General features: G+C 65.0%; 7 protein-coding genes. 5 read left to right on the top strand and 2 right to left on the bottom strand.

The window, feature by feature from the left end:
- Window positions 1-107 precede the first annotated feature (107 nt).
- The 5 genes from BST12_RS13970 (at window position 108) to BST12_RS13950 (ending at window position 19,992) form a co-directional block, all read left to right on the top strand.
- Complete coding sequence (locus tag BST12_RS13970; protein WP_170062123.1) at window positions 108-3,158, top strand: protein kinase domain-containing protein; 3,051 nt, start codon at window positions 108-110, stop codon at window positions 3,156-3,158.
- A 317-nt stretch (window positions 3,159-3,475) separates the two neighbouring features.
- Window positions 3,476-4,630: a BTAD domain-containing putative transcriptional regulator gene (locus BST12_RS13965; protein ID WP_083113723.1), complete on the top strand. Its 1,155-nt coding sequence runs from the start codon at window positions 3,476-3,478 to the stop codon at window positions 4,628-4,630.
- 431 nt (window positions 4,631-5,061) lie between these two features.
- Window positions 5,062-6,714, top strand: a complete 1,653-nt coding sequence (locus BST12_RS13960; RefSeq protein WP_083113722.1) for a PfaD family polyunsaturated fatty acid/polyketide biosynthesis protein — start codon at window positions 5,062-5,064, stop codon at window positions 6,712-6,714.
- An 86-nt stretch (window positions 6,715-6,800) separates the two neighbouring features.
- A complete protein-coding gene (locus BST12_RS13955) occupies window positions 6,801-12,737 on the top strand; it encodes a type I polyketide synthase (protein WP_170062122.1) in 5,937 nt (1,978 codons plus the stop codon).
- A 34-nt stretch (window positions 12,738-12,771) separates the two neighbouring features.
- Window positions 12,772-19,992, top strand: a complete 7,221-nt coding sequence (locus tag BST12_RS13950) for a beta-ketoacyl synthase N-terminal-like domain-containing protein (RefSeq protein WP_170062121.1) — start codon at window positions 12,772-12,774, stop codon at window positions 19,990-19,992.
- A gap of 176 nt (window positions 19,993-20,168) precedes the next feature.
- Here the strand turns inward: BST12_RS13950 and BST12_RS13945 are convergent, their stop codons facing one another.
- Window positions 20,169-21,947 (bottom strand): patatin-like phospholipase family protein, encoded by a 1,779-nt coding sequence (locus BST12_RS13945; protein ID WP_083113719.1) that lies wholly within the window; start codon window positions 21,945-21,947, stop codon window positions 20,169-20,171.
- Window positions 21,944-23,314: a wax ester/triacylglycerol synthase domain-containing protein gene (locus BST12_RS13940; RefSeq protein ID WP_083113758.1), complete on the bottom strand. Its 1,371-nt coding sequence runs from the start codon at window positions 23,312-23,314 to the stop codon at window positions 21,944-21,946. The genes BST12_RS13945 and BST12_RS13940 overlap by 4 nt, the downstream gene beginning before the upstream one ends.
- Window positions 23,315-23,344 lie beyond the last annotated feature (30 nt).

Below are 23,344 nucleotides of genomic sequence, written 5' to 3'. Positions count from 1 at the left end.
CACCGGGCCGGCAACTCCAATTCCGCTGTGCTGTATGCGAGTACTGCCGTACTGTGTGCAATCGGCACGCTGGCTAATGCGCCCTGGGCTGGATCATGGGAGTTCTTATGGTGTCTGGGGAACCGCTTGGTACGCAGGCCGGTCAAGAGACAGCACCCTCGGATGATGTGGTGGCGGAGTTGGCTGCGGCGGGGTTCAGCGAGGCGGTGCAGGTTGGCCAGGGCGGGCTTGGGGTGGTGTATCGCTGTGTGCAGCAGGCTTTAGCGCGGGTGGTCGCGGTCAAGGTACTGACCGCTCAGTTTGCCGATGATCGGGCCCGCTTTGTTCGTGAGCAGCAGGCAATGGCCCGGCTGACCGGCCATCCCAGTATCGTGACGGTGCTACAGGTCGGCCAAACCGCCAGCGGCCGTTTGTTTTTGGTGATGCCCTACTGCGGGCAAGGTGCTTGGCAGGGCCGTATCGCCCGCCTGGGCGTGCTGGGATTCGAAGAAGTATTGCGGGTCGGGGTCAAGATTGCCGGCGCCGTGGAATCAGCACACCGGGTGGCCATCGTGCACCGCGATATCAAGCCGGCCAACATCTTGCTCACCGATTACGGAGAACCCGCATTAGGGGACTTCGGCATCGCGCGCACCGCAACGGGCCTGCGCACCGAGACCGGCGCGCTGGCCGGCTCCCCGGCGTTCACCGCCCCCGAAATCCTCACCGGCCAATCCCCCACCGCGGCTTCAGACGTCTATAGCCTGGGCGCCACCTTGTTCCCCGCCCTGACCGGTCATGCCCCCTTCCAGCGCCGCGCCGGCGAACAGATGATCGCCCAATTCATCCGCATCAGCAGCCAACCACTGGCCGAACTCAACGAACACGACATCCCCACCGACCTAGCCGCCGTCGTCGAACACGCCATGGCCCGCGAACCCACCGACCGCCCCTCGGCACTGGAACTAGGCCAAGCGCTGCAACAAATCCAGCGCCAGCGCGGCCTCGCGGTTGACGAGATGGCCCTGCACAGCAGCGACGACACCTCCCCACCCGGCACCCGCCCGGCGCCCGCGCGCGCGGCCAGCACGCGGCGGGTCCCGACCCTGCCCGCCGGAGTGGTCGGCCGCCACGGCGAGTTGACCCAACTGCGCGAGCTGCTCGAGCAGTCACGGCTGGTCACCCTGACCGGAATCGGCGGTGTCGGCAAAACCACCCTGGCCACCCACGCCGCCACCGAACTGGGCACCCACTTTGACGACGGCGTCTGGCTGGTGGAACTGGGCGATCTGCACGCCGGGGACCTCCTCGCCGAAACCGTCGCCACCGCCCTGGGGCTGCGCGATCACTCCGGGCGGCCGATGGCTGAGGTGCTCCGGCAATTCCTGCAGCCCCGCCACGCACTGCTGGTGCTCGACACCTGCGAACACCTCATCGACGATGCGGCAAAACTCGTCGACACCCTGCTGCGCGAATGCCCGGCCCTGCACGTCATCACCACCAGCCGCGAAGTCCTCAACATCGCCGGCGAGGCAGTACTGACCCTGGCCCCGCTGACCTACCCCACCGCCGACGACGACCTCAACCTCTCCGCGCTGGCCGACTACGACGCCATCACCTTGTTCGTCGAACGCGCCCGCGCCGCGGTCCCCGGCTTCGCCCTAACCGCCCACAACGGCCCCGCCGTGGCCCGCATCTGCACCCAACTAGAAGGAGTACCCCTGGCCATCGAACTGGCCGCCGTACGCCTTCGCGCCCTATCGCTCGACCACATCGCAGACGACCTCGCACGCAGCTACACCCTGCTCAACCGCGGACGACGCGGCGCACCCACCCGCCAACAATCCCTGACCTGCTGCATCGACTGGAGCTACGAACGTTGCAGCCAAGCCGAACAACAGCTTTGGGCCCAACTATCGGTCTTCGCCGGCAGCTTCGACCTACCCGCCGCCCACCACCTCAGCATGGAAAGCACCGAAGGCGACGACGCCCCGGGTAGCACGGCAGACGACACCCTGACCCAGTGCCTGGATCAATTGTGTGCGCTGGTGGACAAATCCATCCTGATTCGCATCGACCACGACACGGCCGTGCGCTTCCGGCTCTTGGACACCGTGCGCCAATACGGCCGCGAGCGCCTGTCCGACGCCGAATATCACGCGCTGCGCCGACGTCACGCCACCTGGTATGAACAACTGCTCAACCAGGTCCACACCGAATGGTGGGGACCACACCAAATCCAGTGGTATCACCGCCTCACCGATGAAATGCCCAACCTGCGCGAAGCCCTGGGATTCACCCTGTCCGAAATCCCTGCCAGCACCGTGGCAATGATCGCCGCCCTGCGCCCCATGTGGACCACTTGCGGAATGCTCAGCGACGCGCGCCACTGGGTGGAAATGGCGCTGTCGGCGACGGCGCAGGAGCCCCCGGCGGCCAGGATCGACCTGCTCTGCGAAGCGGTACACATCACCGCCATACAAGGCAACCTGGACGCGACCGCGGCCCGGGTGGCCGAGGCACGCGACCTGCTTCAAGGGCTGGACAATCCGAAGATAAGAGCTCGAATCGACGTCGCCGATGGGTTCGCGTGCATACTCCGGGGCGACCTCGCGCACGCGCGCGACTGCTATCACCAGGCTCTGAATGCACCCGACGCCTACGAGGTGCGGGTTCTGTCGATGATGATGCTGGGCTGGATGGCCCAAACAGCCGACGACAACGATCAGGCACTGAGTTGGTTCGAACAGGCGCTCGCCCTCGCCGATGCCGTCGGCGACGCAGTGCAACGGTCGCGTGCGTTGGCGTTTGTCGGGATGAACCGGTGGCGGCGCGGTGAGGTGCAACTCGCCCAACAGCCGCTAAGGCAATGTCTTGAATTGACCCAGCGCATCAACGACCCGTGGACCGGTGCGCCCATGTTGGCGGTGATTGCCTGGGTTGCGGGATCCTGCGACGACCCGCACCGTGCGGTCGTCCTGATGGCAGCCGCCGCCGCGGTATGTCGCGCGTGCGGCGCCTCGACGGGCATCTTCACCCAGGTAGGCGACTGGCACGACGAATGTGAACGGCGCGCCCGCGAACAGCTCAGCCCCGAGGAGTTCGACGCCGCCTGGCGCCAAGGCGACGCGATGAGCTTCGATCAGGCAGCAACTTTCGCGCTCGCCGAAGACGACTGACAACCACCCGGTTTCGGTATGGGCCGATGTGAATGCGGCATCCCGTCGAACCGCGGCACTCAACTCGTAACGAAATCAAACCCGCACAAACAAGGCTTTTAGGCGTTTCACGGGAATGCCACATCGCGCATTTCGCGATGCGCCGAGAATGTCCGTGCGACTCGGCAAGAATGGCTACCGCGCAGCACCCGACGATCCCAGACTTATTAGCGCTGGCCGACACGCGGTGAGTATTCAGAAATCCTATGCGAAAGTCTCGCGGCGCCCTCAAAATGGGCACTAGTACTACCGGATAGGTGGGAGGGACCAGAGAGTCGATGGCGCAAGACGATGTCCAGTTCGGCGTCCTCGGGCCATTGGAGATGAGTATCAACGGTACAGCTGTACCGTTGGGTACCCCTAAGCAACGCGCAGTGCTGGCGATGCTGCTGATCAATCGCAATCGACCGGTCAGCGTCGATGCGCTGACGGGCGCAGCGTGGGAGCAGGGACCTCCTGCCGGAGCCAGAGCCACGCTGTCCTCATATGTTTCGAATCTGCGTCGGCTGTTGGCGGGCGCCGGTGTCGAAACCCGCGCCCTGTTGGCCAGCGCACCGCCCGGCTACCGGCTCGCAGTCCCCGACATGCACTACGACCTCGGCCGGTTCGCGGCCGAAAAGACGGCCGGTGTGCGAGCCGCCGCGGAGGCGAGATTCGAGCAGGCCAGTGAACACTTCTCGGCCGCGCTTGCCGAGTGGCGTGGTCCGGTTCTGGATGACCTGCGCGACTTCAATTTCGTCGACGCGTTTCAAATGGGACTGGTCGAGGAAAAGATCGTCACACACATCGCTCGAGCCGAAGTGGAAATTGCTTGCGGGCGACCCCGTTCTTTGATCGGTGAGCTCGAAAGCCTGACAATCGACCACCCTTACCGAGAGGCGCTTTGGGCGCAGCTGATCACCGCTTACTACCTGGACGACCGCCAATCGGATGCGCTCGATGCCTATCACAGGCTTAGGGATAACCTCGCCGACGACCTCGGCGTCGACCCCGGACCCAAAGTGCGTGCGCTATACGAACGAATCCTCAGCCAGCGGCCGCTTGATATGCGCAAGGCCGCGCAATCGAACGCTGACGACACCCTCAGAACCCTGTCGGAGTACCCGCCGGCGCCTTCGGGCACCACTCGCGGCCCCCTACTGCGCGACGCGAACCAACGTACGTATCGACTGGCCGCCACCACCACCCGTATAGGACGCAGCCCGGACAATGACATCACCCTGTCCGGCGCCAAAGTGAGCCGTCACCACGCCGCGCTCGTCGACACCGGTTCCAGCTTCGTGATAGTCGACTTGCGATCGGCCAACGGCGTCTACGTTTCCGGGCGACGCATCCTTGCCAGCACCACCCTGAGCGACGGTGACCGGATCGGCATAACCGAACACCAGTTGATCTTCGAAACCACCTCCCATGAACCCGTTACCGACCAGTAGCACCCGGTAAGGCGCGAACTCCCTGGCCCTTTTCCGTTGCACGCCAACATGTTTGGGGCGTAGAACCCGGTTTTGGGGCGACGGCGCCAACGGCCCTGAACAGGCGAACGGTCAGAGCACGCAGGATTCGTTAAGGATCTATACAAGACGAATCCGATATTGGAATCATGGAAATACCAGGCGGCCCAAATCTCACGGGCGAATTGCCACGCCAATCGGTCATGCCACGCACCTTCTGCAAGCTTTCGCCTGGCTCTGTCCGTGGTCGCGGCTTACCGGCTGCGGATTCGTTGTCCAGGCAGCTGCCTTCGCCAACGCACGCCATCGGATACGTATCTCGTTGTGCGAAGCGGTTATCGAGGCCTCTCGATCGGCTCGCGGCTCCGCCATCGCATTTGTGATCAACAGGTCGCAGGGAAGGTGCGGAAACGATGAACCAGGGTTCCAGCGCCAGTCAGCTGCTCTCGGCCGAACCCGCACCGGGCGGACGGCGACCGGGCCCGACGGGTACCGCATTTGGCGCCGACGAGCTGGTGCGAATCATTGGCTGCTTCCGTCAGCCGGTGCAGGTCCTACTGGACGACCAGAGCGGCCAACTCGGTTTGACTGCGGCCGGTGATGGATCGGCGGCATCCCGGCGAAGCACCCTGCTCGGCACGCTGCCGCCGATATATCCGGAGTGGCTTGGGGACCGGACCTTCTGCGCGGCCCATGGGGTGCGCTTTCCCTACCTGACCGGGTCGATGGCCAATGGAATCGCCACGCCGAGGTTGGTGATCGCGATGGCCAAGGCGGGAATGCTGGGCTTCTTCGGGGCCGGCGGTCTGTCCTATCCCCATGTGGAGCAGGCATTGTCGACGATCGAGGACGGACTTTCGGCAACCGCCGGTCGCGTCTGGGGCGCCAATCTCATCCATTCGCCCAATGAAGCGGCGCTGGAAAACCGGGTGGCCGAACTCTTCATCTCCCGGGGTGTCCGCAAGGTCGAAGCCTCCGCCTTCATGAGGATCACCCCCTCGGTCGTGCACTATGCACTGCACGGTCTGTCGACCGATCCGGCGGGCCACGTCGTCCGGAAGAACAGCGTCTTCGCCAAGATCTCCCGCCCCGAAGTCGCCTGTCAATTCATGACGCCAGCGCCACCGGCGATCGTGTCCGCGCTGGTGGAGTCGGGCAAGCTGACCCACCGGGAGGCCGAACTCGCGCGGCATGTAGCGGTGGCCGAGGACATCACCGTCGAAGCAGACAGCGGCGGGCACACCGACAACAGGCCGTTGCCCGCGCTGCTATCCGAAATCATCACGCTGCGTGACACTCTCGCCGCGCAACACCGGCTATCGAGACCGGTGCGGGTCGGCGCTGCGGGCGGGCTGGGCACGCCCCAATCGGTTGCGGGTGCGTTCGCCATGGGCGCCGGCTATGTCATGACGGGCTCGGTGAATCAAGCCTGCATAGAGTCCGGGCTGTCTGAGCAAGGACGCAAACTTCTGGCCGACGTCGGCATCGCGGATGTCATGATGGCTCCCGCCGCCGACATGTTCGAACTCGGCGTCGATCTGCAAGTACTCAAGCGCGGCAGCATGTTTGGGCCACGCGCCAAGAAACTCTACGAGCTGTACGTCAGCAAGCCGGCTCTCGATGCGATCGTCGGCGAGCAGCGCCGAGACCTGGAGAAGATCTTCGGCCAGAGCGTCGAAGAGGTCTGGTCGCAGACCGAACAGTTCTGGCTGCATCGTGATGCCGCGGTCCTCGAGCTGGCCGCGCGGGATCCGAAATTCCAGATGGCGCTGCTGTTCCGCTGGTACCTGGGCAAATCGAGCCGGTGGGCGATCGGCGGCGAAACCCGCCGCACGCTCGACTATCAAATCTGGTGCGGGCCCGCAATGGGTGCCTTCAACAGCTGGGTGCGGGACAGCTTCCTGGAACCGCCTGAGCAGCGTGAGGTTGTTCAAGTTGCCCTCAACCTGCTCGAAGGGGCCGCACAGGTCACCCGGGCACAGCAGGCGCGCACCTGCGGAGTTCCAGTTCCTCCCAACGCATTTCGCTTTACACCACGCCGGCTATCGGTCGACGAAGGCAGCTGAAATGGTCGCCGAGCCACCGAGTGGTGAGGACACAAGCGTCAGATCGATGTCCAATTCATCACCAACAACGAAAGCGAATGCCGAACATGTCTAGCCGCCCCCCCATCGCCGTGGTCGGCGTTAGCGCCCTATTCCCCAATTCGCCCGACGCCGAGCACTTTTGGCGCAACATCGTCGACGGCGCGGATCTTCTGTCCGACATTCCCGAATCGCACTGGCGTGTTGACGATTACTACGACCCGGGACTGGGCACGCCGGACAAGATGTATGCCCAGCGTGGCGGCTTCCTTCCCTATGTCGACTTCTCCCCCGCCGAATTCGGAATCCCGCCCAACGTTGCGCCGGCCACCGACACCGCGCAACTGCTCGCCCTAGCGGTTGCCAGGCAGGTCCTGGAAGACGTTGCGGGAGCGGACCTCTCGCGGGTCGACCGGGAACGCGTATCAGTGGTTCTCGGCGTCGCCAGTGCCACCGAGATGGTCGCCCACATGTCAGGCCGGCTACAGGCTCCCGTGTGGGAGAGGGCACTTCGCGGTGCCGGGATAGCGGGCGACCAGATCGAGTCGTTCAATCAACAGATCGCGGCCGCGTATACGCCGTGGCAGGAGAACACTTTCCCGGGACTACTGGGTAACGTCGTTGCGGGGCGCATCGCAAACCGATTCGATCTGGGTGGCACGAACTGCGTCGTAGACGCCGCCTGCGCTAGCTCCCTTGCGGCCGTTTCAATCGCCCTCAATGAGCTGTATCTGGGCGACTCGGACATGGTGATCACCGGCGGGGTCGATGCCCTCAACGACATCCTCATGTTCATGTGCTTCGCCAAGGTCACCGCGCTGTCGCCATCCGGGGACTGCCGGCCCTTCTCCGACCAGGCGGACGGCACGATGCTCGGCGAGGGGCTCGCGATGATGGCGCTGAAGCGTCTGGACGATGCCGAGCGAGACGGCGACCCGATATACGCCGTGATCCGCGGGATGGGCACGTCGTCGGACGGCCGCGCGAAAAGCATCTATGCGCCGAGCGCGCAGGGACAGGCTAAGGCGTTGCGCCGGGCTTACGAGGCCGCCGGTTACGGCCCGGAAACCGTCGGGCTGCTGGAGGCGCACGGGACGGGAACCAAAGCCGGTGATCTCGCGGAGTTTTCGGCACTTCGCGAGGTTTTCGACCTCTCCGGACGGCAAGACCGACAGTGGTGTGCGCTCGGCTCGGTGAAATCGCAAGTGGGTCATACAAAGGCCGCTTCAGGCGCTTGCGGACTGTTCAAGGCCGTGATGGCGCTGCACCACAAGACGCTGCCGCCGACGATCAAAGTGGACCAGCCCAACCCTGCCCTCGACATGGACAGCTCACCGTTTTACCTCTCCACGCAGTCACGGCCATGGATTGCCGAAGACGGGGCGCCACGCCGCGCATCGGTCAGTTCGTTCGGCTTCGGCGGCACGAACTTTCATGTGACGCTCGAGGAGTACACCGGCGGCGGAAGCCACGCCAGGCGCCACCGCTCCTGGAAGTCCGAACTCGTGCTGCTGGGCGCTGCCACGGCCGCCGCCCTGGCCGGCGAGGCGACTCGCTTGTCAGCCTCGCTGGTGGACGACAACGACATGCTGCGCTACCTCGCCCAGCAGACCCAAGCCAGTTATGACCCCGGCCGGCAACACCGCTTGGCTCTGGTCGCCGACGATTGCGCGAGTCTTCGTTCGATGCTCGATGAAGCTGCGGGCAGGCTCGCCGACGGGACCACCGCGGCACAGTTTTCCTCTCCGAAGGGGTATTTCTATTCCGCGCAGCAGAGCGGGCCGGTCGCATTGTTGTTTCCGGGCCAGGGCAGCCAATACGTGGGTATGGGCGCCGACATCCCGCAACTGTTCGAGGCGGCACTCGCCCCGTGGGAGACCGCTCGCGCCTCGCTGCTGGACGCGGCCTGCGATCTGCACCGGATCGTATGGCCCAAGACCGCTTTCAGCGAACAGGACCGCGCAGCACAAGCCACCATGCTGACCAGCACCGAATGGGCGCAGCCTGCCATCGGTGCGCACAGTCTGAGCCTGCTGCAGATCGTTCGCGCCCTGGACATCAAGCCCGTCACTGTGGCTGGGCACAGCTTCGGGGAGGTCGTGGCGTTGTGTGCCGCGGGGGTGTTCGACGACGAGGCGGCACTTCGCATAGCCCGCAAGCGTGGTGCCCTCATGGCCGAGGCGGCCCGCGACACGGCCGGGACAATGTGTGCGGTTTCGGCGCCTTGCGAGATAGTTGGTGCGCTGCTTGACCAGTGGGGGCACTCGGTCGTGATCGCCAACCACAACAGTCCAACGCAAGTCATCCTGTCCGGCACCGCGGATGCGATCGCGGAGGCCGTGCGCAGACTGTCTGCGATTGGCATCAATTCGACGCAATTGAACGTAGCCACTGCGTTCCATTCCGACATCGTCGCTGGGTGCTCGGTGCCCTTCAGAACCTATTTGTCTGAAATCCCCTTCGATGCACCAGCCGTCCCGGTATATGCAAATTCGACCGCAAGGCCCTACGCCGGTGATGCGGACACGATGCGTGCGACGCTGGCCCAGCAGATCGCCCAGCCGGTTCGGTTCGTGGAGCAGGTGCGGTCGATGTGGGTAGCCGGTGTGCGCACGTTCGTGGAAGTCGGCCCGGACGGTGTGCTGACCAACCAGGTGGACAAGTGCCTGGAGGGCCTGCCGCACCACGCCATCGCTCTTGATCGCAAGCGCACGAATGGGATTCGCGCTCTCTGGCTTGGCCTTGCTCAGCTGGCGGCAGCGGGAGTGCCGATGAATTTCGCCGCCCTCTGGACTGACTTCCACACGGTCGACGATCCACGCACCCGGCAAAAGCCCAAGCTGACTTTGCGGATCAACGGCGCCAACTACGGCAAGCCTCAGGTCGACGATCAACCGGCGAGTTCTGCCCAAGACGCGCAAACCACCGCAGCGCCAAGCCCTGCATCATTGAAACCGCTAGTCGCAGAGGTTATTCCACCTCCCCCAATGCCCGCTGTGATGCCGGCGCAGCCGGCGGCTCGCATGCCCGCCGAACCTGTGGAGGTCTCGGTGAACATGGATCTGGTGGGCGACATGCTCGACGTCGTTGCCGAAAAGACCGGCTATCCCGTGGAGATATTGGACCTCTCGATGGCACTGGAAGCCGACCTGGGCATCGACTCGATCAAGCGGGTGGAGATCTTGTCCGCGGTCCAGCAGCGAGTCCCGTCCTTGCCCGACATGGAAGCCTCGGCGATGGCCGGCTTGACGACCCTGCAGGAGATCGTCGACTACCTCGCCCCCCTGTCCAAGCCAATAGGCCACAGCACCAACGGAAATGGGCAGCGCAACGGGACGGCGGTGCTCGAGAAGCCGCCGTCGCCCCCTAACGGGTCGGCGGTGCCCGAGAAGCCGGCCGGCGTCGACACGGATCTGGTGAGCGACATGCTCGACGTCGTTGCCGAAAAGACCGGCTATCCCGTGGAGATATTGGACCTGTCGATGGCACTGGAAGCCGACCTGGGCATCGACTCGATCAAGCGGGTGGAGATCTTGTCCGCGGTTCAGCAGCGAGTCCCGTCCTTGCCGGACATGGAGGCCTCGGCGATGGCCGGCTTGACGACCTTGCAGGAGATCGTCGACTACCTCGCCCCCCTTTCCAAGCCAATGAGCCACAGCGCCAACGGAAATGGCCAACACAACGGGGCGACGTTGATCGAGAGGGGTGATCGCCTCCCTTTTGAGTTGACCGGACGGCCGATTGCGCGCTACACAGTGCGCGCAATCGCCGCTCCGGCTTGCGGGATGGGCATAGCGGGCCTGCACGAGGCTGACCGGCTCGAGATCGTCGGAGGCGAGACTGCCGTCGCAGCCGCGTTGGCAGACATTCTGCGGACACACGGCATTTCCGCGGTCGTCGTGGCCCAGGCGAGTGCGGACTCGACCTGCATCCTGCATCTGGGCGGCCTCGCATCGGCGCAGAGCCGCGACGAAGCCGTGGCGGTGAACCGTCTAGTCTTCGCCGACGCGCTGCGGATAGCCCCTCGCATGGAGAGCGGCGGGGGCGTTTTCGTGACCGTTCAGGACACCGGCGGCACCTTCGGCTTGCTCAGCGACGCCGGTTCGCGCGCGTGGGCGGGCGGCGTCGCGGCGCTGACCAGAACAGTGGCTCTCGAATGGCCGGGCACCCATGCCAAGGCCATCGACATAGACACCACGAAGCAATCCCCGCGCCAAATCGCCGAACAGATCGCCATGGAGATCTTGGCCGGCGGCCCGGAATTCGAAGTGGGACTGGGCAGCGAACACGGCCGCGTAACGGTCGTGGCCGAAGAGTCCCGGGTTACGGGTCGGCTGGCTCGCCTGGATCATCGCGACGTCATCGTGGTCTCCGGTGGGGCACGAGGTGTGACCGCGGCAGCGGTGATCGCACTGGCAAAGCAGACCCAGGCCGGCTTCGTCGTGATCGGCCGCTCCGAGCTGGGCGACGAACCGCCCGCGGCGCGCGGTCTGAGGACGGCAGCCGAACTCAAACGTGCTCTGTTGGCCGAGGCGCAGCGAACGGGCGCTAAGCCAACGCCGCGGCAATTGGAACAACAAGTCCGGCGCGTGCAGGCCGATCGTGAGATACGTGCGACGATCGCCGCGGTCGAGGCCGCGGGTTCACGTGTCATCTATCGAGCGATCGACGTTCGCGACCGTACCGAGGTTTGTTCAATGCTCGATCGTGTTCGAACAGACGTCGGACCCATTACCGCAGTGGTGCACGGTGCCGGTGTGCTGGCCGACGCGCGCATGAGCCGGAAGTCGACCGATCAGTTTGACCAGGTGTTCGGCACCAAAGTCGATGGCCTGTCTGCGCTGCTCGAAGCAACCGCCGCCGACCGGCTCAAGGCGATCCTGCTGTTCTCGTCGGTATCGGCACACCGCGGCAATGTCGGACAGGGCGACTATGCGATGGCCAACGAGGTCTTGAACCAGGTCGCGCTCGCAGAGCAAACCCGCCGCGGCCCTTCATGTCTCGTCCGCTCATTGGGTTGGGGGCCGTGGGAGGCAGGCATGGTGACGCCGGCCCTGAAAGCCGTGTTCGAGTCGCGGGGTATCACACCCATACCGGTTGAGGACGGCGCCTGCGCATTCGTTGCCGAAGCACTCGACAGCCAGACGCGGGATGCGCACGTAGTGCTCGGCGGCGCGCTAATCCCCGGCGGGCTCCCGGATCGGTTGCCGGAGAGCGGGCGTCTGGTTCGCGTGGCGGCACACGCCGCGCAGCAGCCGTACCTGGTAGATCACCGCGTTCGACAGCAGGTGGTGCTGCCGGTTGTACAGGTCGCGGAGTGGTTCGTACGCGCCGCGCAGGGCTGCCTGCCGGGTCAGCAGGTTGTGCGACTGCGCGACCTTCGCGTTCTTCGCGGCATCGTACTGCCGAACTTCACCGATGCAGGCGATGCGTTCGTAGTGCGTTGCGTGCCAATCGAAAACACACCACGGCGGCTGCAGCTTGCGTTGCTGGACACCGCTGGGGTGGTTCGCTACAGCGCCACGGCCGAACTTGGCGCCGGCAATCACAACACGCCGGGAGTCGAATCCTGTTGCGCCACAGCGCAATGCAGCACCGAACAACAGTCGTTCTACGGCGAGGGGAGGCTGTTCCACGGCCCCGCCTTCCAAGTGATTGAGCGAGTCTCCTGGCGCGAACCATCCGGTGCAACAGCACAATTGCACGGTCTCGACCAGGCGGGCTGGCCGCATCAATGCTGGGCAACCGATCCGGCCGCGCTGGACGGCTGCCTGCAACTCGGATTCTTGTGGGGCCTGATGCGCACCGGCCGTCGCATGCTGCCCCTGCAGATTCAGCAGATCATCCGATACCGTCCGGGACCCACCGACGGCACCCTGTATTGCCACCTCGACAACGGCGAGTCGAACGACAACCGCATCGTCTTCGATCTGCGGCTGACCGATGCCGGCGGGTCAGCAATCGCGGAATTCAAACGGGTCGAAATGTACGCGTACGGCGACTGAGCACATCACTGGTTTGGCCAAGGGCGGAGGCCTCATGAAATTCGAACCGATCGCGGTCGTAGGGCAGGGCTGCGTCTTCCCGGGTGGACTGAATCCCGATCAGCTGTGGACGACGATCCAACAGGGCCGAGACGTTCTCGGCACACCCCCGCAGGACTACTGGGGGGTGAGTGGTGCTCGCATCGTGCGCGAGCAGATCACCGGGCCGTGTTTCGACCACACCTGGTCGGACCGGGGCGGCTATGTGCGCGGCTTCGAAGACGTCTTCAACCCGAATGGCTTCCTGCTTGACGCCGACTCCCTGGTCAGTCTTGACCCCCTTTACCGGTGGACGCTTCACACCGCCCGCCAGGCCATCGAAAGCGCCGGCTGGCAAGTCGGCGGCGTTCCCGATCGGGTGGGCGTCGTGCTGGGAAACCTGAGCTATCCCACCCACACCATGGCCTCGCTCGCCGCCCAGGTCTGGCGCGCCGACGACGCCGACATCGACTGGCGCAACCGGTTCCACTCCGGGCTGCCCGCACACCTTGTCGCTCGCGCGCTGGGCCTGACCGCGGGAGCGCTGTGCCTCGATGCCGGGTGCGCGTCGTCGCTGTATGCGATCAAGCTGGCCTGTGACCGGCTGCATGACCGGACGGCCGACGTCATGCTGGCCGGTGGCGTCAATCGCGCCGACGATTTGTTTCTGCACGTGGGCTTCTGCGCGTTGCAGGCGTTGAGTCATGCGGGCGCGTCGCGTCCGTTCCATCAGCAAGCCGACGGCCTGGTTCCGGCCGAGGGTGCCGGTTTCGTGGTTCTGCGGCGCCTCGACGACGCGCTGGCGTCGGACGCGCAGATACTCGGCCTGATCCGCGCGATCGGTGTCGCCAACGACGGCCGCGGAAGCAGCATGCTGACGCCTTCGCAGGAGGGCCAGATACGTGCGATGCGGTCGGCCTACGACATGGCCGACCTGGACCCCGAGGACATCTCGATGATCGAGTGTCACGCAACGGGGACTCCCCTGGGCGACCTCACCGAACTGAAGAGCATGGCGCGCATCTTCGCCGGTGCCCAAGACGTGCCGATCGGATCGCTGAAATCCAATCTGGGCCACTCCATTACGGCCTCCGGCATCGCCGGTCTGATCAAGGTGCTGGGAGCCATGCGCGCCCGATTGCGGCCGCCGACACTGCATGTTGAGAACCCGGTGCCGTTCATCGCGGAGTCGCCGTTTCGGTTGCTCACTGCCGCCGAGCCGTGGACCACCCGCGGACCACGGCGCGCGGCGGTCAACAACTTCGGCTTCGGCGGCAACAACGCCCACCTGATCGTCGAAGAATGGGTGGACACCGACCGCCCGAGCGCCGATGCCCGATGGTGGTGTGCAAACCCGAGTCCGACGGACGCCGACGTCGCGATCGTGGGCTTGAGCATCATCGCGGGCGACGGCTACGAAACGGCCGAGGTGGCAAACCATCTCGCCGCGGGCCGGCCACTGGTCACCCAGGAAGCCGACGGTGTCCTCCGCGCACGCATGTCCACTCTGTCACTGGATGTGACGAAGGTACGATTCCCGCCGAGCGATCTGAAAAACGCTCTGCCGCAACAGGTTGCCGCGCTGCGTGCCGCCCTCAACATCGCCGGGGTCATCGCGGGCCTGCCCCAGGAGACCACCAGCGTCGTGATGGGCATGAACTGCGACGCCGAAGTGGCCCGGTGGGGCCTGCGGTGGCGGCTCGCCCACACGATCGACGACCCGGCACAACTGGCGCGCACGCGCGACGGGGTCGTTCCGGGCCTGGCCGCCAGCACCGTCGTCGGCTCCATGCCCAACATCGTCGCCAACCGGATCAACAGCCAATTCGACCTGCGCGGCCCCAGCTTCACCGTGTCGCGTGAACAGTTGTCCGGCACAACGGCACTCGAGCTGGCGGCACGCGCGCTTCGACACGGCGAGATCGACGCGGCCGTGGTGGGCGCGGTCGACCTCAGCTGTGAGCCGGTCCACGAGGCGGCAGCCCGCATGCTGCTCACCGCGGACGAGCAGATACCCGGTGATGCCGCGGTGCTCATGGTGCTCAAGCGCGCCGAAGATGCTCTCCGGCAAAACGATACGATCTACGCCCTGTTGCCGGGTGCCCCGGCCACCCCAGGACAGGCACCCGCTCATGAGCTTCGGGTCGGTACGGCCCCGGGGAGCTTCAACGTCGAGCCGCTGCTGGGTCACGCCCACGCGGCCTCCGGGCTGCTGCAAGTGTCTGCCGGGGTGCTATTCGGTTTCCTCGGAATCGAACCCGACGGGTCGCAGGCCACCCAAGAGCCACGTGAGGTGGTCGTCACCCTGGACGGACTGGCCGGCGAGCATCAACAACTGACGCTGCGCACACCGGCGGGCCTACCGCGCGACAGCGCGACACGACGTCAGTCTTTGGCGCTCCAGCTGGCCGCCGCACGCAGCGACAGCGGCAGCGCGAGGCTGCTGGAGTTCGTGGCACACATGCCGCCCGTTCGGCTGCCTGACCTCGCCGACCTGACCAGCTCGTCAGCCGCGGCGGACGCCGGCCCGTCGGTTACTGTGCTGCCGAAGCCACCGGCCATACCGACCGCCGGCGACGCATTGCCCGCTCGCGGCGACGTCCCCGCGCCACCGACACCCCATTCGCACATCGCCGCGTCGCGTCGCTGCGACAACGGCTCGCACCGCGCAGTCCAGCCGGTACCGCCGAGTGGCGCCGTCCTTCCGTCGCCAACCGTCAAGAGCACCCCCACCGGGTTGACGCTGGACCAAGACGGTTTGCGGGTGCATGCCTCGGGCAAGATCTCCGAGATCTATGGACCCGCCTTCACGTGCCAAGACGGCTATCCGCGCCAGACCCGGATGCCCCAACCGCCGCTGTTGCTCGCGGATCGATTGCTGGGCATCGACGCTGAGCCCGGTCGGCCCGGCACCGGAACCCTGTGGACCGAGACCGACGTGACGGCCTACGCGTGGTGGCTGCACCAGGGCCGGATGCCGGCCGGAATCATGATCGAAAGCGGCCAGGCCGACCTCATGCTCATCTCGTGGATGGGTGCGGATTTCGCCAACAAGGGCGAACGCGTGTATCGCCTCCTCGGGTGCGAATTGACCTTTCTCGGTGGCTTGCCCGAGATCGGCGACACGCTGCGCTTCGACATCCATGTCGACGGTCACGCCCGGCAAGGCGACATCCGCCTGTTCTTCTTCCACTACGACTGCACCATCGGCGGCACCGAACGATTGGCGGTTCGCAACGGACAGGCCGGCTTCTTTTCCGACGAGGAACTGGCTGCCTCGGGCGGAATTCTGTGGCGACCGGAGGAACAGACCGTTACCGGCCGCCTCGATTCCCCGCCCTGCGCAACGGCGCGACACTCCTTGTCGACCAGCGATCTCAAAGCCCTTGCCGCCGGCCAGCTCTGGCCGCGGCTGGGCGCGGGGTTCGAGCGCGCGGCAAGCCATACCCGCACCCCCACCACCGCCGGTGGCGACATGCTGTTCGTCGACGAAGTGACCCAGATCGACTTCTCCGGCGGCCCCTGGGGCCGCGGCTATCTGCGCGGTGTACAGCACATCACCGCCGAAACCTGGTTCTTCCATGGGCATTTCAAGAACGACCCGTGCATGCCGGGAACCTTGATGTTCGAGGGCACGCTGCAAGCGATGGCCATCTACATGACGGCGGCGGGCATGACGCTGGCATGTGACGGGTGGCGATTCGAACCGGTCCCGTTCGAGACGTGCAAACTCAAGTGCCGCGGCCAGGTCACCCCCAGCTCGCGCGAAGTCGTGTATGAGGTATTCATCCGAGAGCTCATCAACGAGCCCGAACCGACGCTGTTCGCCGACGTGCTGTGCACCGTCGACGGGTTGGCGGCCTTCCATTGCCCCCGCCTGGGGTTGAAGCTTTCACCCGGCTGGCCCATGGATCAGGGCCTGCCGCAACTGGATCACTACGTTGAACCCAAGCCGGTCGCGGTCAGCGACGGGTTCAGTTTCGACTACAAGTCATTGCTGGCTTGCGCCTGGGGCAAGCCATCGCGCGCCTTCGGCGAGCGCTACCAACGATTCGACACAAGCCGCAAGGTTGCTCGATTGCCTTCCCCGCCTTATCACTTCATGTCGCGCGTGACCGAGGTGGTGGGCGAGATCGGGGTGATGCAATCGGGTGTGACGCTGGTCGCCGAGTACGACGTACCTTGCGACGCTTGGTATTTCACGGCCAACGGTTGTCGCACGATGCCCAGTGCGGTGCTGATGGAAGTCTGCCTGCAACCCTGCGGTTGGCTGGCCAGCTATATCGGCTGCCCGTTGTCGACCGACGTGGACCTGTTCTTCCGCAACCTTGACGGCGTCGGTGTTCAGCACCGGGAGGTCGGCCCGTCCATCGGGACGTTGCGTACCGAAGTTCACCTGAAAAACGTCGCCAAGGTCGCCGACACCATCATCGTCAGCTTCAGCGCACACGCTTATGCCGGTGACGCCCAGGTCTACGGCGCCGAAACGGTTTTCGGCTACTTTCCCGGCCCGGCTCTGGAGCAGCAACTCGGTCTACCGACGAGTGGCGCCGAGCACGAACAGCTCGCGGCGCCGTCCGCGGCTCCCGATGTCGATCTGACCACCCGTCCGCAAGGCCATTTCGGCCCCGGCGCGATGCTGCCTGAACCGATGCTGCTGATGATCGACCGCGTCACGGGACGTTGGCCCACCGCCGGTCGCGCAGGGTTGGGGCGCTGGCGCGCCGTCAAGAGCGTCGACCCCACCGAGTGGTTCTTCAAGGCTCATTTCTTCCAAGACCCGGTACAACCCGGATCCTTGGGAATCGAGTCGATGATCAACCTTCTGCAGTTCGCCATGCTCGATCTGGGGCTGGGCGAGGAAGCAGGTCCGCACGCGCGGTTCGAACCGCTGGCCATCGACCAGTCGATGACGTGGCGCTATCGCGGACAGGTCCGCCCACACAACAAACTGATCACCACGCAATTGGAGATCACCACGATTGAGCGCAGCGACGACGGGATTCTGGCGCTCGCCGATGCCGCACTGTGGGTAGACGGCCTGCGGATCTACTCGGCCACCAATCTCGGGATGCGAATCAAGGGCAGCCCGCACGGCCAAACCGTCACCTCCGGTGCATCGTCGGGAGCCGCGGCGACGGTCACAACCCTGAGGACCATCATCGATCCGGCACGCGACAGCTGGATCGCCGATCATCGCCCGACCCAAACCGCCGCGGCCCTACCACTGATGTCGGTGTTGGACCTGGTCGCCCAGGCGGCCGTGCAAGCCGCTGACGGCGCGGCAGTCGTGGAGATCCGCGACTTGTATCTGTCGCGCTGGATTGTCGTCGACGCACCGGTGCACCTGCGCACTCAGATCGAGCGGACGGCGCCGGACAGCTACGATGCGCAACTGCACGTGTGGCGCGAAGCTGCCAACCCCACGCTGTCGCGTTGGGAGACAATCGGTTCCGGCACCGTCTCTACCGCTTCGGACTACCCGGATGGACCGCCGGCGCCAAGTCCGCTGAGTGCGGCGTTGCCCATGTCCAACCCGTATGACTCCGGCGCCGTGTTCCACGGTCCGGCGTTTCAAAGTCTCGATGACGGAGCCGAGTTCAGCCACGAAGGTGCCAGTGGAATCCTGACGGTCAGCCGCTGCGCCGTTCCCGCCGGCCTCGTGCACCCCGGATTGCTCGACGCGGGTTTGCACATCGTCCCGCACACCGAGCTGAGTGTGTGGACCGGGCACAGCCGCGGCCCGGACCGCACCTCGACCGATTCGAAAGTTGGTTTCCCACACCACATCGTGTGGGCGCGGTTTTATCGCGATGCACCCGAGCAGGGAAAGGTGGCCGTCGAGGCGCGCTTCGCGGGCTTTGCAGATTCACAGCAGCAATGTCCGATGGTCGATCTGTGGTACGGCATCGATGGCCGCCCTTGGGCCCAGATCCGGGTGGTCGAGGTGTTGTTGCCGAAGACATCACTGGGTCAAGCCGATGGTGTGCAGCGGCGCGCCTTCCTGCAGCGCCGGGCGGTGCCGGGGCTATCGCTGAGTGAACAGCGCGGCCCCGGCGAAATCGAGCTTGACGCAAGCCAAGTCAACCAAGCCAACTGGTTCCCGGGCACCGTTCAAGCGCTGTATTCGTGCGGCACCGGCGGTGCTGCCCAGCTGGCTATGGAAGTGGCGGCCAAGGAGGCCGTCGCCCACGCCGCGCACGGCGCGATTCATCCCTCCACGGTGCAACTGCGAAACGGCCAGGCGTCGTGCCCGGCGCTGCCGCTCGAAGCCATTTCAGTGACGATCGAGAACACCCGTCCCCCGGTTTTGCACGCACGCGCGGGACTGCACTGCGACTGGACGCCGGTGCGAGCCTGGTGGGCCCAGCAGACCGGCAAGCAGCAGGGCTGGCTCGGCGATCTGCTGATTTGGGCGCTGCTGTCGCGCTACGTGCGCCACGTCATCGTCGAGGATCCCGCAGCGCTCCAGGAACTCAACGGCCGCAGCGTGCTCTTGCTCGCCAATCATCAGGTGCAAATCGAATCGATCCTGGGCACGGTAATCGCCTCTTGGCTGACCGACACGACCGTGGTGACCGTATCGAACGCCAAACACGTGAACCGTTGGGTTGGAAGGCTGTCGCGGACACTCGGCAGCGGCGAAGCCACCGGCCTGCGCAACATCCACTATTTCGAGCAGGACAAGCCGCACACCTTCTTGGCCATCGTCGACAAGGTCAAGCAAGACATCGCAGAGCGCGGCTCGTCATTGCTGGTCCATGCCTCCGGCACCCGGCAGACTTCCTCGGCTCAGCGGGTTCAAACGCTTACTTCCACGCTGCTGGATCTCGCAGTGGACATGTCACTGCCGATCGTGCCACTGCATTTCGCCGGCGGCCTGCCCGAGCAGCCGTTGAACCACAAATTGGAGGTCCCATACCGCCACGCCGCACAGGACTACATCTTCGGATCTCCCATCCTGCCCGACGAATTGGCCGCACTTCCATACGCTGCACGCCGAACCCGGGTCCTGGACGCCATCAACGCCCTGGCACCCATCACCGATGTACCACACGAAGCCAACCTAGCCGCCGAAGCTCGAATAACCGCTGTCACAACGGATTTAGCACCGAGGCAAACAATCTGGGCCGCCATCGACGACGCGTTGGCAGCGCTGCCCGTCGAGTGGCGAGATGACTGCCGCTACGACGACTGGCTCAAGTTGGCCCGGTTCGATTCGACTACTGAGGCATAAGAGGAGATTTCGATAACAGTTACGCCTGGCAATGACCGCACGATTTCATACGTCATCAACCGCGATCAGCCCGGAGACCGCGAGTACGCCCCGTCGTTTTGTCCCGCCACCAACGTCGTGGTGTCCGCCATTAACGGTGCCTGAAATGACGGACTTCACGATCGTCCACCCGCCGCTCAAGCCACCCCGACTTGATGGGTCGAAGCCGGGCGAACCAGATGCGGGTTAGCTTCCAGAGCTGCCCGGGCGGCGACCCGGCCGGCCTCCACGGCGGCATCGACCTGTTTGAAGTTCAGCAGTCCGACCCCGGAGACGTTCGGCTCGATGATGGCCGCAACTCTGGGAAGCTCGCGCAGATTCCTGCTGGCCGACGCAAGGTCCACGATGCGAAGCAATGTCTCCTGCAACGACGGCAGCGCGACGTCCGTGCCGGTCAAGAACCGCCGGACGAACCCGGGTGGCTGAAGCACCTGCGGCAAAAGACCAAATCCCTTTGACGGCAAGTACTTTCGACGCAAATCCACGCAGATGACCTGACCATCCGGATCAGCGCACATGACGTCGGCCGGCAGGTTGTTCACCAATCCACCGTCGACCAGGACATGCTCGCCGTCCGGCACGGGCGGCAACAGACCGGGGATCGAGATCGATGCGCGCACCGCGACCGACAGCTTCCCCCGCCGGTGGACGATCTGGCGGCCGCTGATGATGTCGGCAGACACACAGAAGAACTCCCGCGACAGATGCTCGATCAGGGTGCCGGCGGCGAATTTCTCAATCAGACGATCCCAGCGTCCACCTCGAGTCAGCGCCACCACAGGGATCGCATAGTCACCGAAGGGGTAGCCCTGTGAGACGAATTCCCGCACCGCGGCAATTCCCTTCCGGGCGTCCATCCCCAGCGCGATGGCGCCGGCAACCAGCGCACCGGTACTCGTTCCGCCAAACCGATCGATGACGACACCGGCACGGGTGAGCTCTTCGTAGACACCGAAGTGCGCAAGACCCCGCACGCCTCCGCCCGCCATCACCAGACCGACCGACCGCCCAGCGATTCTGCGGGCCAACGCCGCGATTCCATCGTCGTTGGCGGGGTGATGGGAGATCGGCTGCAGCAGATCCCACCAACTCGGATCCGGTTCTGCGATGCGCGTGATCAGGTGGACCGGCCGTTGGATGACAAGTGGATCAACGGCTTTCGGTGGACGTGGTTGGTCCACCAGGACCACGAGCCGATCGCTTTGCGCGGCAACGTATCGCCGCCAGAGCTCGCCCGAGCCGCGGTCGGCCACGAGCAGGACCCAATCATTGATTCGCTCCGCTCGATCGAGTGTCGCGCTGAACGCTTCCACCAACTCGCCGTAATGCTCGCCTTCGGTGGCGTCAGCGGCCGGAGCCACCACGCCGGTCTGACCGTGGCAGCCCAGGTGAGTGGCGATCGAGTCGACGGTCGGGACGGCAGAGACATCCCCCGTCGACAAAACGCCGATCACCCTGGGACGCCGGGAGATGTCGGCAGACCGCGACTCGCGAAGCATCCTCGCCATTGCGCGCAACATCACCGATTGCAGGCGCGGAGTCGTAGCGAGGACGTCGGCGAATGTATCGGCGGCGATCTTCCAGACGGCGCTGTCCCGAAGAGCTTGAACTCCGGCCGCCCGCGTCGCGCCGGCGATCACCCCGAGTTCCCCGATCGACTCACCGGAGGCCATCTCCCCGACGACGTGTCCATCGGCGTTGATAGCCACGAACCGGCCCGAATCGACGATATAGATGGCGTCGGATGGATCGCCCGCGTGAAAGAGCCACTCGTTGGCGGGAATCCGATGGCGTTCCACCATCCTCGACAGCGCAGCGAGGTGTTCGTCATCGATGTCAGCCAAGATCGGAAGGCTCCGCAGCGCGGTTCGCTTGTCGGCCGCACGCCGTCGGGGCGTGCGCCGTTGGCCGCTCACGGGTTCCCCCCAAGAGCCAGCACCTCGTCGAAACCCGCGACCAGGCAGTCGTGGAAGACGTCGTAGTCAGGGACCGCGCCGCTGTCCACGCTGATACCCATTGCGCAGGTGTCGATGTAGCTCAACAGCGTGACACTCACCGCCGCACCGACCGTCGAGCCGAATGGATAGTATTTGCAGACTTTGGCCCCGCCGATGTACACCGGCACCGGTACGCCGGGGACATTGCTGGCGGTGATGTCGGTCTGGCGCACGACCGAACTGATCACCCCCACCGGCAACAGGTTCACAACTCCGGCCACGAGGTCGGTGTAGGACAACAACGGTTCCTCGCGTAACGCCGACGTGCGTTGGTGAATGGCCTCGATCTGGTCCGCCGGATCGGCGATGTCCACCGGTACGTTGAATCGCGTTGGGGCCAAACGGTTTCCGCCCATATCGTCGGTGTCGGACCGCAAACTGATCGGCATCGCCAGATGCACCTCGCGGACATCGGCTCCGTGCTTTGCGTGATAGTGGCCCAGTCCACGTACCAAGCCGGCGATGAATGCATCGTTGAGAGTGCCGCCGCGACGCTTGGCAGCCGAGCGCAGGGCCGACGTTGAGACCTCCAGTACGCCGATCTGACGAGCCAGGCTGCGTTCGGTCATGACGGGTGATCCCGCCCCGACCAGCGGCCGAACCACGCGGTAGACGGATCCCGCCATCGAGGTCACCGTTGCCGCGGTGTCCAGCGGTCGCCGCAATGCCCGCAACAACACCGCGGGCACGCCGCGAGCGGCGCCGACCAACGTCTTGGCCGCTAGGTCGCCGTGGTAGCGAGCCAGGTCGGCGTATCCGCTGACCCAGCTGCGACGTGGCACGTTCGGAAAGACCGCTAACACCTGCCGTTCTGGCGGCTCCTCGGTGAAATCGAGCATGGTCATCGCAATCTGAAGAGCGCCGACCCCGTCGGTAAGGGCGTGATGGAATTTGCACATCAGCGCCGCTTCGCCGCCGTCGAGCCCTTCGATCAACGTGACGGTCCACAGCGGGCGCGCGCGGTCGAAGTCCTCCATTGTGGCCACCCGCACCATTTCCAGGACGGTGTCGAAAGTGCCCGGTTCGGCCACGGTCACCCGCCGCAGGTGAAAGTCGAAATCGAAGTCGGGGTCGGGCTCCCAGCGATGTGGGGCCGGGCGCGGCGACTCCACAAGCCGGCAACGCATCGTCGGCATCTTCCGGGTCATGAGCTCGAATCGGTACCGAACTTCGTCCCAATCGGGGGACCTTTCCAACAGCGCGAGCGTGATTCCGGTCGAGCGCAGCCGGGGATCGCTTTCCAGCGACCAGGAAATCGCGTCGATATTGCGCATGAATTCGGTCATGTTCTGGTCCTTTTCGACGATGAAATTTCT

The sequence above is a fragment of the Mycobacterium angelicum genome, assembly GCF_002086155.1.
GTDB lineage: Bacteria > Actinomycetota > Actinomycetes > Mycobacteriales > Mycobacteriaceae > Mycobacterium > Mycobacterium angelicum.
Note: the sequence above shows the minus strand (reverse complement) of the source record. Positions and strands in the feature narration are given on the sequence as shown.